This is a genomic window from Rathayibacter rubneri (genome assembly GCF_023743255.1).
GTDB classification, from domain to species: Bacteria; Actinomycetota; Actinomycetes; order Actinomycetales; family Microbacteriaceae; genus Rathayibacter; species Rathayibacter rubneri.
In genome coordinates, this window is the sequence record NZ_JAMRYM010000027.1 from 23,282 (window position 1) to 37,471 (window position 14,190).

Genomic DNA, 14,190 nt, shown 5'->3' on the forward strand with positions numbered 1-14,190 from the left:
AGGACCGCGTGAGGCGGACGCCGGAGCCCGTTCCGGCGCCGGACGGCGCGCACATGACGGACGTGTAAACGGTTCCACACGGCGCCCGGGCGGCGTATACGATTCTTTCCAGTCCGCGTCGGATGGCCGTCGTCGGTCGACGCCCCCGCCAGTCTGCCCCCGACCAGAGGTTCCCCGCCGTGTCTGCTCCCTCCGCGCGCCCCGACGCCTCCGCTCTCCGCGGTCTCCGGGCGCTCCTGTTCGACCTCGACGGCGTGCTGACGCCGACCGCCGACGTGCACATGCACGCCTGGGCGCGGCTCTTCACGCCGTACCTCGAGTCGAGGGGGATCGCCGAGGGCTACTCCGACGCCGACTACTTCCGGTACATCGACGGCCGCCCCCGCTACGACGGCGTCCGGGCGCTGCTCGCGTCGCGCGGCATCGTCCTGCCCGACGGCGATCCGAGCGACGATCCCGCGCTCGAGACCGTGTGCGGTCTCGGCAACCGCAAGAACGACGCCTTCAACGCCGTGCTCGCGGCCGACGGAGTGGCGCCGTATCCGGGCTCGCTCGCGTTCCTCGACGCCGCCATCGCGGCGGGCGTCGAGGTCGCCGTCGTGACCTCCTCCCGCAACGGCGTTCCCGTGCTCGTCGCGGCCGGCATCCGCGACCGCTTCGAGATCGTCGTCGACGGACTCCTCGCCGCCGAGCGCTCCATCGCCGGCAAGCCCGCGCCCGACACCTACCTCTACGCCGCCGAGCTGCTGGGCCTCACCGCGGCCGAGTGCGCCGTCGTCGAGGACGCCCACTCCGGAGTCGCCGCCGGCCGCGCAGGCGCCTTCGGCCTGGTCGTGGGCGTCGACCGCGGAGTCGGCGCAGAGACCCTCCTCGAGCACGGGGCCGACATCGTCGTCGACGACCTCGCCGAGCTCCTCCCCTTCCTCCCCGTCTCCACCCCCGAGGACGCCGCATGAACCCCATCACCTCCGACCCGCTCGACCGCAACCGCTTCCCGGTCGACGAGTGGGCCCTCGTCGAGACCGAGTTCGCGAGCGAGCTGCAGGGCCGCACCGAGACGCTCTTCGCGACCGGCAACGGCTACCTCGGCCTCCGCGGCAACGTCGAGGAGGGCCGCGACGGCTACGCCTACGGCTCCTTCATCAACGGCTTCCACGAGACCTGGCCGATCCGCCACGCCGAGGAGGCGTTCGGCTTCGCACGCGTCGGCCAGACGATCGTCAACGTGCCCGACGCCAAGATCATCCGCCTCTACGTCGACGACGAGCCGTTCGTGCTCAGCGAGGCCGACATCCTCTCGTACTCGCGCCGCCTCGACTTCGCGAACGGCGTGCTGCACCGCGAGCTCGAGTGGCGCACGCCCTCGGGCAAGCGGGTGCTCATCCGCTCGCGTCGGCTCGTGTCGTTCACCGACCGCCACCTCGCGATCCTCGACTACGAGGTCGAGCTGCTCGACGGCGACGCGTCCGTGCTCATCTCGAGCCAGATCCTCAACCGTCAGGACGGCGTGGACGAGTACCACGCGCCCTCCGGCAGCGAGGCGGCCGGCTTCGACCCGCGCAAGGCCGAGTCCTTCGAGGACCGCGTGCTCCAGCCGCGCCTCAAGCGCGTGAACGGCACCCGCTACCTGCTGGGCTACCGCACGACCAACTCGCAGATGACGGTCGCGTGCGGCGCCGAGCACGTCCTCGAGACCGAGAACGAGTGGGACCAGACCTCCCAGATCGACGACGACCTCGCCAAGCACGTCTACCGGATCAAGGCGAAGGCCGGTCGTCCGGTCCGCCTGGTCAAGACGCTGACCTACCACACGTCGCGCGGTGTGCCCGTGCGCGAGCTCGCCGACCGCTGCGACCGCACGCTCGACCGCGCCCGCGAGACGCCGGTCGAGGAGCAGTTCGTCAAGCAGCGCGAGTGGCTCGACGACTTCTGGGCGCGCTCCGACGTGCAGATCGACGGCCAGCCCGCGATCCAGCAGGCCACCCGCTGGAATCTCTTCCAGCTCGCGCAGTCCACGGCGCGCACCGACGGCGGCGGAGTCGCGGCCAAGGGCGTCTCGGGGTCGGGCTACGGCGGCCACTACTTCTGGGACACCGAGGTCTACGTCCTCCCGTTCCTCAGCTACACCGCCCCGCTCGTGGCGCGCAACGCCCTGCGCTTCCGGCAGAACATGCTCGAGGCGGCCCGCTCCCGCGCGGCCGAGCTCAACCAGCGCGGCGCGCTCTTCCCGTGGCGCACCATCAACGGTCAGGAGTCGTCGGCGTACTACGCCGCCGGCACCGCGCAGTACCACATCGACGCCGACATCTCCTACGCCCTGATGCAGTACGTGGCCGCGACGGGCGACGACGACTTCCTCGCCCGCGGAGCCATCGACATCCTCGTCGAGACCGCGCGCATGTGGGCCGACCTCGGCTTCTGGCGCAGCAACGGCGACGACCACTTCCACATCCACGGAGTGACGGGGCCGGACGAGTACACGACCGTCGTCAACGACAACCTCTACACGAACGTCATGGCGCGCTCGAACCTGCGCGCCGCGGCCCGGGCGGTCGAGCTGCTCAAGGCGGTCGAGCCCGCCGCGTTCGAGCGGATGGCGTCGCGTCTCGCCCTCGACGAGGACGAGGTCCTGGAGTGGGCCCGCGCGGCCGACAAGATGCACATCCCCTTCGACCAGCGCGCCGGGATCCACCCGCAGGACGCCGCGTTCCTCGAGAAGGAGCTGTGGGACCTCGAGAACACGCCGGCGAGCAAGCGCCCGCTGCTGCTGCACTTCCACCCGCTGGTGATCTACCGCTTCCAGGTCCTCAAGCAGGCGGACGTCGTGCTCGCGCTCCTGCTGCAGGGCAACGAGTTCACCGCCGAGCAGAAGCGCGCCGACTTCGAGTACTACGACGCGCTCACCACGGGCGACTCGACGCTGTCGGCGGTCGTGCAGTCGATCATCGCGGCCGAGGTCGGCTACCACGAGCTCTCGAAGCACTACTTCCTGTCGGCCCTGTTCGTCGACCTGGCCGATCTGCACCGCAACACCGCCGACGGCATCCACGTCGCCTCGACCGGCGGCGTCTGGAGCGCCCTCGTCTACGGCTTCGGCGGCATGCGCGACCACGGCGGACGGATCACGTTCGACCCGCGCCTGCCCGGCGACTGGGAGCGGCTGACCTTCCGCATCACGCTGCACGGCACGCGCGTGCGGGTCGAGGTCACGCAGGACGCGGTGCTTCTCACGGTCGAGGAGGGCGACGCCGCGGCGATCACCGTCCGCGACGAGCGCGTCCACGTCGAGGCCGGCAATCCCGTCCGCGTCGCCCTGGGCCACCAGGGCCCGCGCCTCACCGGCGCTCCGACCACGTCCGACATCGAGGGCACCCGCCGCTCGGACGGCACGGTCATCACCGCGTCCATCCCCACCATCTCGATGACCCCGGAGCCCGAGGTCCTGACCGGCCCGTAGGCCACCGCCGATCGAGCAGCCCGCGCAGCGGGCGCCCCTCCTGCTGATCGAGCAGCGCGCGCAGCGGGCTCCCCTCCTGCTGATCGAGTAGTCCGCGCAGCGGGCGTATCGAGATCCCCCGTTCCGGCGAGGCCGGGTCTCGATACGCCCCTCCGGGGCTACTCGACCAGCAGGAGGAGGCACCTCCCGTGCAGGCTCCCGTCCTGTTGCTGCTGATCGAGCAGCCCTCGGAGAGGGCCCTCCTTGCTGCTGATCGAGTAGCCCGCGCAGCGGGCGTATCGAGACCCCCGTCCACCAGCAGCGCAGCCTCCGCGAACGACGGAACGGCCGGGACCCCGAAGGATCCCGGCCGTCCCGGTGGAGCGTCGAGCGCTACGCCGCCGCGACCAGTGCGCGGACCGCTGACGTGAAGAACGTCAGCCCGTCCACGCCCGAGCGCATCGCGGCGCGGGTGTCCGGACCGAAGCCCGGCTCGACCGCGTGCTCGGGGTGCGGCATCAGGCCGACCACGTTGCCGCGGGCGTTGCTGATGCCGGCGATGTTGTTCATCGAGCCGTTGGGGTTCTCGCCGAGGTAGCGCACGACGACGCGCCCCTCGGCCTCGAGCCGCAGGAGCGTGTCGGCCGAGGCGATGTAGCCGCCCTCGCCGTTCTTCAGCGGGATGACGATCTCCTGGCCGGGCTCGAAGCCGTTCGTCCACGCCGTCGCGGTGCTCGCGACCATCAGGCGCTGGTCGCGGCAGACGAAGGAGCCGGCGTCGTTGCGGATGAGGCCGCCGGGCAGCAGGTGCGCCTCGGTCAGCATCTGGAAGCCGTTGCAGATGCCGAGCACCGGGGTGCCGGCGTTCGCCGCGTCGATGACCTCGCGCATGATCGGCGAGTGCGAGGCGATCGCTCCGCAGCGCAGGTAGTCGCCGTAGGAGAACCCGCCGGGCAGCACGATCGCGTCGACCCCCTGCAGGTCGTGGTCGCCGTGCCACAGGGCGACGGGCTCGGCGTCGGCGCGGCGGATCGCGCGCTGCGCGTCGCGGTCGTCGAGGGAGCCGGGGAAGGTGATGACGCCTATGCGCATGTCGATCAGACCTCCGGGTAGTGGATGCCGACGACGTCCTCGATGACCGAGTTCGAGAGCATCTCGTCGGCGATGCGGGCGACGGAGGCGCGCACCTCGTCGGTGACCTCGTCGACCGTGATCTCGAAGCGCTTGCCGACGCGGACGCCGCTCACCGAGGAGTGGCCGAGGCGCGAGAGGGCGCCGGCGACGGCCTTCCCCTGGGGGTCGAGCAGCTCTGCCTTGGGCATGACCTCAACGACGATCGTGGGCATCGTGTCTCTCCGGAGTGTCGGGGGAGTGTGCGGGAGTCCGCGCGCCCATGGTACCGCCCGGCGAATCCCGGAGGCGGTGCCGTCAGCGACCCGCGGCCGTCACCCGGATCGCGTTCGCCCACGGGTCCTCGAACCCCAGCGTCCGCCCGTCGTCCTGCGTCGCGATGCGCGCGTGGCGGAGCCGCTCCCCGAGCGCTCCGACGTCGTCGGCTCCGGGCACGACGATCTCGACCTGCCCGAGTCCGAGGGCGAGCTGCCGCCGGCCCGCCCCGAGCGAGTTCCACGTGTTCATGGCCATGTGGTGGTGGTAGCCGCCGGCCGAGACGAAGAGCGCCTGACCGCCGTACGCGATCGTGGTCTCGAAGCCGAGCCGGTCGACGTAGAACTCCTTCGCCGTCGCCACGTCGCCGACGCTGAGGTGCACGTGGCCCACCGACGCGCCGCCCAGGCGCGGCTGCGCGATCGACTGCTCGGTGAGGTGCTCCTGGAGGAACGTGTTCGGGTCCAGGAAGACGGTCCCCATCTCGATCCGGCCGTGCACCCACGACCACTGCGTGCGGTCGCGGTCCCAGTAGAGCTCGACGCCGTTGTGCTCGGGATCGTCGAAGTAGAAGGCCTTGCTGACCAGGTGGTCGGAGCTGCCGGTGAACGAGCCGGGGTGGCGGGTGGCGACGCTGTAGACCGCGGCCGCGAGTGCCGCCTCCGACTCGAAGAGGATCGCGGTGTGGAAGAGCCCGGCGGCGCGGGGGCCCGCGTGGCGCAGCTCGGGCGCGTGCTGCAGGATCACGGCGGCGGTGGCTCCGCGGCCGAGCACGGCGACGGAGCCGTCCTGCGAGAGGACGTCGAGGGTCACGGCGTCGCGGTAGTACGCCACCATCCCGTCGAGATCGGCGACGCGCAGCGTGACCGCGCCCATGGTGGTATCGGGTGCGAGCAGATCGGGGGAGACGGTGTTCATCGGGTTCACGCTAGACCCAACTCAGTTGTAGCCACAACTATTTCTTCGAGGTGCCACCTGTCTCATAGGCGGCTCATCGGATCCGTCCAGCCCACCCCGAACGCGCGGGCGTCGACTGGGGTCCTGCCGCCGAGAAGGGCGGCACCGGCTGGAGGACGAACCATGAACGAGACGCACGCACCCGACGGAGCAGAGCACCGGCCCGAAACGGTGCCGACCCCGGAGCCGGTCGAGGACCGCACCGCGCTCCGCCTCGACGACCGGCGCCGCCGTCGCCGCGCGCTGATCGCCGGCGGCGCCGGGCTCGCCGTGCTGATCGGAGTCGCGGCGGGCGGGGTCTCGTACGCCGGCACCGCCGAGGCCGCCTCGTCGTCCTCCTCGAGCACGGCGACGATCGTCTACCCGGGCGGCTCCCGGGGATCCTTCGGCGGCGGCTCCACGATCTCGCCCTACGGCAGCGGGTCCGGGTACGGGTACGGCTCCTCGTCGAGCGCGGACACGTCGACCGACGCAGTTCCCGCATCGGCGGCCCAGACGGCGGGAGTCGTCACGATCGTCTCCGACCTGACCTACGAGGGAGCGCGCTCGGCCGGCACCGGCGTGATCCTGACCTCCGACGGCATGATCCTGACCAACAACCACGTCGTCGAGGGCTCGACGAGCATCGCCGTCACTGTCGAGTCGACCGGAGAGACCTACACGGCGCGGGTGGTGGGCACCGACGCGACGAACGACGTCGCCGTGCTGCAGCTCGAGGACGCCGCGGGCCTCACTCCCGCGACCCTCGACACCGACGGCGTCGCGATCGGCGACGCCGTGACCGCCGTCGGCAACGCGGAGGGGACCGGCGACCTCGTCGCCGCCGACGGCACCGTGACGGCCCTCGACCAGAGCATCACGACGCGGTCCGAGACCGGCATCGCGGGAGAGACCCTCGCGGGGCTGATCCAGGTCGACGCCGACATCGTCTCCGGCGACTCCGGCGGACCGCTGGTGGACGCCTCCGGCGCGGTCGTCGGGATCGACACCGCCGCGTCGAGCGGATCGGCGGACATCACCGGCTTCGCGATCCCGATCGCCACCGCGCTCGACATCGTCACGCAGATCGAGGCCGGAGCCGACACCGCCACCATCGAGATCGGCTACCCGGCGTTCCTCGGGGTCTCGCTCTCGTCGGGCGCCGCCGGATCCTCCGCTCGGGGATCGTCCGTCGCGGGATCCTCCGCCGCCGGCGCCGTGGTCGGCGGCGTGATCGAGGGCACCCCCGCCGCCGGGGCGGGGCTCGCGGCCGGAGACGTCGTCACCGCGGTCGACGGCACCGCCGTGGCCTCGGCCGACGCACTGTCGGCGGCGCTCGCCGAGCGCGAGCCGGGAGAGACGGTCACCCTCTCGTGGACCGACTCCGCCGGAGCAGCCCACTCCGCGCAGGTCGTCCTCACCGAGGGCCCGGTCGCCTGACCGGCGCCCCGCCCGTCCGGCCTGCAGGTGCTGGTGCGATCTGCAGGCCTTCGTGCGATCTGCAGGTGCTCGTTACATTTGCAGGCCGTCGTCCGATCTGCAGGTGCTCGTCCGATCTGCAGGTGCTCGTCCGATCTGCAGGCCTTCCGAGCCGGAAAGCCCCTTCCTCCGCGCCGTTCGGAGTGGAGGGGTCGACATCCCCTGCAGACCGCACCGTACGCGCCACGCCCGGCGCCGAGTTGTTTTGACTCAGTCAAGAGAACCCCGATAGTGTCACCGGCATGACGACACCGGACGACCGCCTCCGAGCCTCCGGGCTCAAGGCCACCGCCACGCGGCGGGCCGTCCTGCTCGCACTCGAGGAGCACCCGCACTCCGGGGTCGACGAGGTGCTGGCGCGAGTGCGCACCGAGCTCCCCGACACGTCCGCGCAGGCGGTCTACGGAGTGCTGTCCGCCTTCACCGACGCCGGCCTCACCCGCCGCATCGAGCCGGAGGGGCATCCGCGCCGCTTCGAGCTGCGCGTCGGCGACAACCACCACCACGTCGTCTGCCGCGCGTGCGGAGCCGTCGCCGACGTCGACTGCGTCGTCGGAGCGGCCCCGTGCCTGCACCCGTCCACGTCGAGCGGCTTCACCGTCGACACGGCCGAGGTCACGTTCTGGGGCACCTGCCCCGACTGCCTCCGGGCATCCGCGAACTGACCCGACACCATCACCGCAGCGGCGAGCCGGAAGGCCCGCCGCCGACAGGAGGAACATGACCGAGGAACGATTCACGACCACGAACTCCGGGGCGCCGGTCGCCAGCGACCAGCACTCCCTGAGCGTCGGGGCCGACGGCCCCCTCGCGCTCCACGACCACTACCTCCTCGAGAAGCTCGCCCAGTTCAACCGCGAGCGCATCCCGGAGCGAGTCGTCCACGCCAAGGGCGGCGGAGCGTTCGGACGCTTCATCACCACGGCCGACGTCAGCGCCTACACCCGCGCCGCACTGTTCCAGCCCGGCGTCGAGACCGAGATGCTCGCGCGCTTCTCGACCGTCGCCGGCGAGCAGGGCTCGCCCGACACGTGGCGCGACCCGCGCGGTTTCGCGCTGAAGTTCTACACGAGCGAGGGCAACTACGACCTCGTGGGCAACAACACCCCCGTGTTCTTCCTCCGCGACGGCATCAAGTTCCCCGACTTCATCCGCTCGCAGAAGCGCCTCCCCGGCACGCACCTGCGCGACCACGACATGCAGTGGGACTTCTGGACCCTGTCCCCGGAGTCGGCCCACCAGGTCACGTGGCTCATGGGCGACCGCGGTCTGCCGAGCTCGTGGCGCCACATGGACGGCTTCGGCTCGCACACCTACCAGTGGATCAACGCCGCGGGCGAGCGCTTCTGGGTGAAGTACCACTTCAAGACCGACCAGGGCGTCGAGATCCTCAGCCAGGAGCAGGCCGACCAGATCGCCGGAGAGGACGCCGACTTCCACATCCGCGACCTGTCGACCGCGATCGACAGCGGCGACTACCCGACCTGGACCCTGTCCGTGCAGGTCATGCCCTACGAGGACGCGAAGTCGTACCGGTTCAACCCGTTCGACCTCACCAAGGTCTGGCCGCACGCGGACTACCCGCTGATCGAGGTCGGCACGATGATCCTCGACCGCAACCCCGAGAACTACTTCGCGCAGATCGAGCAGGCCGCGTTCGCCCCGTCGAACTTCGTGCCCGGCATCGCGGCGAGCCCCGACAAGATGCTGCTCGCCCGCATCTTCAGCTACGCCGACGCGCACCGCTACCGCGTGGGTGCGAACCACGCGCAGCTCCCGGTCAACGCGCCGAAGTCGCCCGTGCACTCGTACTCGAAGGACGGGGCCATGCGCTTCGACTTCCAGAAGTCCGAGGTCCCGGTCTACGCGCCCAACACGATGGGCGGCGCGCACGCCGACCCCGCTCGTGCTGCGGAGTCGACCGGCTGGGAGAGCGACGGCGAGCTGACGCGCGCCGCGGCGACCCTGCACCCCGAGGACGACGACTTCGGCCAGGCGGGCACGCTCTACCGCGAGGTCCTCGACGACGACGCGCGTGCGCGCCTCGTCGCGAACATCGCCGGGCACGTGTCGAAGGTCACGCGACCCGAGCTGCGCCAGCGGGTGCTCCAGTACTGGGCGAACGTCGACAGCTCGCTGTCGCAGCGGGTCGCCGAGGCGCTCGAGCCCTCCGCCCCGGGTGCCGACGTGGCACCGGAGGAAGTGGGCATCGGGGCCTGACCCCGCAGCCCGAACGAGTGCGCGGTGCCGGACTGGACTCCGGCACCGCGCGAGTCCGATGAATCCCCGACCGTGAAAGACGAGAGATGACCACCGAACGATCTTCAGAGTACGTGCCCGCGCCCCTGTGGGGCTCCTACGTGTCGAGCGGTTCGGCGAACGCGCCGATCGTCGGCCGGTACACCGATGCGGAGCCCGCCCGGCCCCGCCGGTCGAGGGAGTACGCGGCCGCCGTCACCGGCGCCGTCGCGCTGCCCTCGACCTGACCTCCGCCTCCGCGGACCACGATCAGCGGACGGTGCGGGCTGTCGCGTGCGGCCCCGCACCGTCCGCTTCCCTGTGCGGCGGCATCCCGCTGCGCGGCGTTCCGCTGCGCGGCGTTCCGCTCAGTGCTGGAGGGCGGCCTCGCTGGCGCCCGTGCTCCCGCGTCGCACTCCCGGCCACCAGAACGCGTCCCCGGTGAGGAACACGAGCGCCGGCACCAGCACCGTGCGCACCACCAGGGTGTCCAGCAGCACCCCGATGCAGACGATCACGCCGATCTGGGTCAGCGCGACCACCGGCAGCACTCCCAGCACCGCGAACACCGCGGCGAGGAGGATCCCGGCGCTGGTGATGACTCCGCCGGTCGAGGCGAGCGCGCGCACCATGCCCTCGCGCGTGCCGTGCGCCGCCCGCTCCTCGCGAGCCCGCGTGACGAGGAAGATGTTGTAGTCGACGCCCAGCGCCACCAGGAACAGGAACGCGAAGAGCACCACGTTCGCGTCGAAGGCCGGGAAGCCGAGCACCCCGCGGAAGAGCAGATTCGCGGCGCCGAGGCTGGCGAAGAAGGTCGCGAGCACGCTCGCGATCAGCAGCACCGGCGCGACGAGCGAGCGCAGCAGCAGCGCGAGGATCAGGAACACGATCGCGAGGATGATCGGGATGATCAGCGCCTGGTCCCGCTCCGAGGCGGCCTGCGTGTCGAGCGCGGTCGCGTCGCTCCCGCCGACGAGGCTCTCGGAGGCGTCGCCGTCGGCGTCCGCGTAGGCGTCGCGGAGCGCGGTGATCGTCTCGAACGCCCCGGCGCTCTCGGGCTCGCCGGCCAGGGTGAGGCTGAGGGCGGTCCTCCCGTTCGCGCTCTCGCCGGGACGAACGGAGTCGACGCCGTCGGTCGCCTCGGCGATCGCGACCGCGTCGCCCACCGCGTCGTCCGGAGCGAGGACCGTCGTCTGCGCGGTGAGCCCCGCGCCGAAGGACTCGTCGATCACGACCTGCGCCCGCACCGACTCCGGATCGCCGAGCAGCTGGTCGGTCTGCGACAGCCCGACCTTCGCGCCGATCAGTCCGAGCGAGAGGAGGGCCACGCCCAGGGTCGCCACGACCGCGATGCGGCCGGGTCGGCGGGCGACCCCGCGACCGAGCCGGGTCCAGAGCCCGGGAGTCTGCTCGCGGTGCACGTGCGCCGTGCCGCGCTCGGCGTCGGGGCGGGGGACGAACGGCCAGAACAGACCGCGGCCGCAGATCACGAGAGCGGAGGGGAGCACCGCCAGGGCGAACACGATCGCGATCGCGACGCCGATCGCGCAGGCGAAGCCGAGAGCGCGGTTGCCGGCGAGCTCGGCGAGCAGCAGGGTCAGCAGGCTCAGCGCGACGGTCCCGCCGCTGGCCGCGATCGCCGGGCCGGCGCTGCGGACGGCGGTGGACATCGCCCGGTGACGGTCCGGTTCGTGGAGCAGCTCCTCCCGGTAGCGCGCCACGAGCAGCAGGGCGTAGTTCGTGCCGGCACCGAAGACGAGGACCGAGAGGATCCCGCTGATGGAGGCGTCCAGCGGCACCCCGGCCGCGTCGGCGAGGGCCGCGACGACGACCCGCGCGAGGCCGTCGGCGACGCCGACCACGGCGAGGGGCACGATCCAGAGCACGGGACTCCGGTAGGTCGCGATCAGCAGGACCGCCACCACCAGCACCGTGATCAGCAGCAGCCGGAAGTCCGCTCCCGCGAAGGCGTTCGAGATGTCGGCCTGGAATCCCACCGCTCCGGTGAGGTAGATGTCCAGGCCCGCCGGCAGCCCGTCGGATCCGGCGGTCCGCAGCTCCGTCGCGACCGACTCGACGTCGTCCACCACCGAGGACTGCGCGAGCGGCACCGCGACCAGGGCCGCGGCGCCGTCGTCGCTGAACTGCGGTCGCACCGCCTCCGGAGCCGTGGACAGCTCCGCGAGGGCGACGGACCGCTCGGCGATCGCCGTCCGGTCCTCCTCGGTGAGCCCGCCCGTCCGGTTCCAGAGCAGGATGCCGGCCGTCGTGTCGGCCGAGGGGAACTCGTCGAGCAGTACGGCGACCTCGGAGGACTGCGCCGAGTCCGGCAGCCCGGACTGCGGGAACCCCGACTCCGAGCTCTGCGGCAGGAGGGCGAACAGCGCGCCGACCGCGAGGAGCGCGGTGAGCAGGGTGAGCCACGCGCGGCGTCGGGTGCGGACGAGGAGGACGAGCGGTGTCATGGTTCACTTCCGGCGAGGTCGAGGAATTAGTCAGCCTACTGACTAATTGTCGTCCCGGATCTCCAGGAATCCCGGGAACCCGAGCCGGCGCTTCCACTCGTCGAGGACTTCCCCGCTCACGTCGAAGAGCTCGGTTCCGCGGTGCGGCGCCTCGATCTCGGTGCTCGTCACCCGGACCCCGCCGGGCAGCACGTCGACGATCGCCGCTCCCGACGCCGCGATCGACCTCTCGTGCCGCGGGCCCGCGAGGACGTCGGTCCGGTTGGCGGCCCCCGGGGCGACGACGACGGGGGCCGGCCCGCTCGTGTCGACGAACGCGTGGTGCCAGTGCCCCGAGAGCACGGCCAGGACTGTCGCGTCCGAGACCGCCTCCCAGAGGTCGTGCGGATTCACGAGTCCCATCACCGTGTGCAGCGGAGCGACCGCGGCGATCGGCGGGTGGTGCAGCACGAGGACCACCGGGGCGCCGGGGTCCTCGGCGATCCGCTCCCGGAGCCACGCGAGGGTCGGCTCGGTCAGCAGTCCCCACGAGGCGCCGCCCGGCACGGAGGAGTCGAGCGCCAGGATGCGGACTCCCCGCACCTCGGTCGCGGCGTTCGCGGGGCCGACGGATCCGAAGCCCTCCCGATCGTCGTGGTTGCCGAGCGCCAGCACGAGCTCCGCGCCGCGGGCCGAGCACCAGGCCGAGAGGCGCTCCCGGAGCGCGGAGTACGACGTCGGGTCGCCGTCGTCGGTGAGATCCCCAGAGACCACGACGGCGTCGATCCCCTCGACCGCGTCGTGCGCCGCGAGGACGGACTCGAGAGCGGCCCTCGTGTCGACGAGCCGGTTGTACCGGGCGTCCGGATCGGCGAGCAGGTGCGTGTCCGACAGGTGCAGGAGCCGGAGCGGGCGAGGCGGCGCGATCTCGAGGATCGCGTCCGCCCGCGCGGCGGCCTCCTCGATCAGCCGCGCGTTCGCCTCGTCCGGACCGTCCGTCCAGGCGAGAGCCTCCTCGAGCGTCTTCCCGTAGCGGAGGTGCCGGGCCGCGAGCCGACTGCGCCGGACCCGGGGCGCGAGTCGGAGGTGCAGACGCAGGTCGAGGAGCGGAGCGACGTCCGCCCACCCGTCCTGCTCGAGCAGCAGGTGGTTGCCCTCGACGAACACGACCGTCCCCTCCTCGACGGGCAGGGCGAGCGAGTCGGGCACCGGCTCCTCGATCGAGCGGTCGAACGACGCGACGCGCACGACGGACCCGGGCGCAGCGGCGCGCAGCCGGTGGAGTGCGTCGAGGAAGGCTGTGGTGTCGAAGGTGTCGGGAGCCCCCATCCGCTCTCGGCGACCGAGCTCGCGGAGACGCTCCTGCGCGAGGTGGTAGCCGTCGAGGGGGAGCACCACTGATCCGGGGACCTGCGAACGCAGCTCCTCGGCGAGGGTGGACTTGCCCGACCCCGGGGAGCCCGAGAGTCCGACGAGCAGCAGCGGCCGGCCGATCCGCGCCGAGGCGACGAGCCGCATCGCCTCGGCCAGGGAGGTGAGCACAGGCGGGCCGGGGTGAGACGAGTGGGGACCGTCGACAGGAGGCATGCGCCCATTCTCGTGACGGGTGCGGTCGAGAAGGGGGCGAGGCCGTGCGGCTGGGGAGCGATCCGCCGAGCGTCGCCCTGGGGAGGGTGGCACACTCGACACGCCCGGGATGATCGATTCCACCCCGCCGTTTGACACGGTCCCGATCGCTGCGTAACTTATTCCGAGTCGCCACATAGGCCGCAGGGAAACGGAAGAGACGGGCTCGCAAGAGCCTCTCCGACGTCCCGGCCTCAATCGGGACCATCCACTCAGATAGAAGCTCCTCGGAGCAGGTCTCCTGCAGCGGATGTAAAGCCTCCGCAGGATCCTCGGATCCAGCACCTTCGCCACCCGCGAAAGACCTCGGTCCGGATCGGGATGCTTCGGAGCGCCTCTCGGCGCGAAGACATGGCGAAGAAGCCGGATTTGACACGGCCTGCGGATGTGCTAAGTTATCCAAGTTGCCACGGCAGCGAAAGAGAATAACTTCTCTCGAGCTTAGTCGGTCACAGGATGACAAGCAACAAAGATTTACAGCAACATCTTCGATCACTCTCGTTGTGAAGCACCTTCTGTGGTGTGGAGGCGGGGTGTGTCCGATTCTTGAGAACTCAACAGCGTGCACTATGTTCAATGCCAATTTTATACCCCGGCCGGGTCTTGTGATCTGGTTGGGATTCCTTTGGAAATTGATGTCAGTAA

The 14,190-nt window shown here is 71.3% G+C and carries 11 protein-coding genes; 6 read left to right on the forward strand and 5 right to left on the reverse strand.

The window, feature by feature from the left end; all coding sequences use genetic code 11:
• The first annotated feature begins 179 nt into the window (after nucleotides 1-179).
• On the forward strand, nucleotides 180-956 hold the full coding sequence (locus NB037_RS08425; RefSeq protein WP_308202063.1) for an HAD family hydrolase: 777 nt from the start codon (nucleotides 180-182) through the stop codon (nucleotides 954-956).
• The gene (locus NB037_RS08430; RefSeq protein ID WP_251945074.1) at nucleotides 953-3,457 is read left to right on the forward strand and encodes a glycoside hydrolase family 65 protein; all 2,505 of its coding nucleotides are present in this window, start codon (nucleotides 953-955) and stop codon (nucleotides 3,455-3,457) included. Before NB037_RS08425 ends, NB037_RS08430 begins: the two co-directional genes overlap by 4 nt.
• A 372-nt stretch (nucleotides 3,458-3,829) precedes the next feature.
• Here the strand turns inward: NB037_RS08430 and purQ are convergent, their stop codons facing one another.
• From purQ to NB037_RS08445, 3 genes are all read right to left on the reverse strand, one after another.
• Nucleotides 3,830-4,528, reverse strand: coding sequence for a phosphoribosylformylglycinamidine synthase subunit PurQ (gene purQ / locus NB037_RS08435; protein WP_251945075.1), 699 nt, complete (start codon nucleotides 4,526-4,528; stop codon nucleotides 3,830-3,832).
• Nucleotides 4,529-4,533: 5 nt separating this feature from the next.
• Nucleotides 4,534-4,782, reverse strand: coding sequence for a phosphoribosylformylglycinamidine synthase subunit PurS (gene purS, locus NB037_RS08440; protein ID WP_251945077.1), 249 nt, complete (start codon nucleotides 4,780-4,782; stop codon nucleotides 4,534-4,536).
• An 82-nt stretch (nucleotides 4,783-4,864) separates the two neighbouring features.
• Nucleotides 4,865-5,740 (reverse strand): VOC family protein, encoded by an 876-nt coding sequence (locus tag NB037_RS08445; RefSeq protein WP_251945080.1) that lies wholly within the window; start codon nucleotides 5,738-5,740, stop codon nucleotides 4,865-4,867.
• Nucleotides 5,741-5,902: 162 nt separating this feature from the next.
• Between NB037_RS08445 and NB037_RS08450 the strand changes: the two genes are divergently transcribed.
• From NB037_RS08450 to NB037_RS08465, 4 genes are all read left to right on the forward strand, one after another.
• Complete coding sequence (locus NB037_RS08450; protein WP_251945082.1) at nucleotides 5,903-7,198, forward strand: S1C family serine protease; 1,296 nt, start codon at nucleotides 5,903-5,905, stop codon at nucleotides 7,196-7,198.
• 281 nt (nucleotides 7,199-7,479) lie between these two features.
• Entirely contained in the window at nucleotides 7,480-7,902 is a 423-nt protein-coding gene (locus tag NB037_RS08455; RefSeq protein ID WP_251945084.1) for a Fur family transcriptional regulator, read from the forward strand.
• 55 nt (nucleotides 7,903-7,957) lie between these two features.
• The gene (locus NB037_RS08460; RefSeq protein ID WP_251945085.1) at nucleotides 7,958-9,457 is read left to right on the forward strand and encodes a catalase; all 1,500 of its coding nucleotides are present in this window, start codon (nucleotides 7,958-7,960) and stop codon (nucleotides 9,455-9,457) included.
• 86 nt (nucleotides 9,458-9,543) lie between these two features.
• Nucleotides 9,544-9,723, forward strand: a complete 180-nt coding sequence (locus NB037_RS08465) for a hypothetical protein (protein ID WP_251945087.1) — start codon at nucleotides 9,544-9,546, stop codon at nucleotides 9,721-9,723.
• 120 nt (nucleotides 9,724-9,843) lie between these two features.
• On the opposite strand, the gene NB037_RS08470 is transcribed toward NB037_RS08465, so the two are convergent.
• Nucleotides 9,844-11,940: an MMPL family transporter gene (locus NB037_RS08470; protein ID WP_251945089.1), complete on the reverse strand. Its 2,097-nt coding sequence runs from the start codon at nucleotides 11,938-11,940 to the stop codon at nucleotides 9,844-9,846.
• A 42-nt stretch (nucleotides 11,941-11,982) separates the two neighbouring features.
• Entirely contained in the window at nucleotides 11,983-13,506 is a 1,524-nt protein-coding gene (locus NB037_RS08475) for a metallophosphoesterase (protein WP_251945091.1), read from the reverse strand.
• Nucleotides 13,507-14,190: the final 684 nt, after the last annotated feature.

Coding starts and splice junctions, on each gene's coding strand:
- NB037_RS08430 (WP_251945074.1), top strand. CDS start 953: ATGAACCCCATCACCTCCGACCCGCTCGACCGCAACCGCTTCCCGGTC.
- purQ (WP_251945075.1), bottom strand. CDS start 4,528: ATGCGCATAGGCGTCATCACCTTCCCCGGCTCCCTCGACGACCGCGAC.
- purS (WP_251945077.1), bottom strand. CDS start 4,782: ATGCCCACGATCGTCGTTGAGGTCATGCCCAAGGCAGAGCTGCTCGAC.
- NB037_RS08445 (WP_251945080.1), bottom strand. CDS start 5,740: ATGAACACCGTCTCCCCCGATCTGCTCGCACCCGATACCACCATGGGC.
- NB037_RS08450 (WP_251945082.1), top strand. CDS start 5,903: ATGAACGAGACGCACGCACCCGACGGAGCAGAGCACCGGCCCGAAACG.
- NB037_RS08455 (WP_251945084.1), top strand. CDS start 7,480: ATGACGACACCGGACGACCGCCTCCGAGCCTCCGGGCTCAAGGCCACC.
- NB037_RS08460 (WP_251945085.1), top strand. CDS start 7,958: ATGACCGAGGAACGATTCACGACCACGAACTCCGGGGCGCCGGTCGCC.
- NB037_RS08465 (WP_251945087.1), top strand. CDS start 9,544: ATGACCACCGAACGATCTTCAGAGTACGTGCCCGCGCCCCTGTGGGGC.
- NB037_RS08470 (WP_251945089.1), bottom strand. CDS start 11,940: ATGACACCGCTCGTCCTCCTCGTCCGCACCCGACGCCGCGCGTGGCTC.
- NB037_RS08475 (WP_251945091.1), bottom strand. CDS start 13,506: ATGCCTCCTGTCGACGGTCCCCACTCGTCTCACCCCGGCCCGCCTGTG.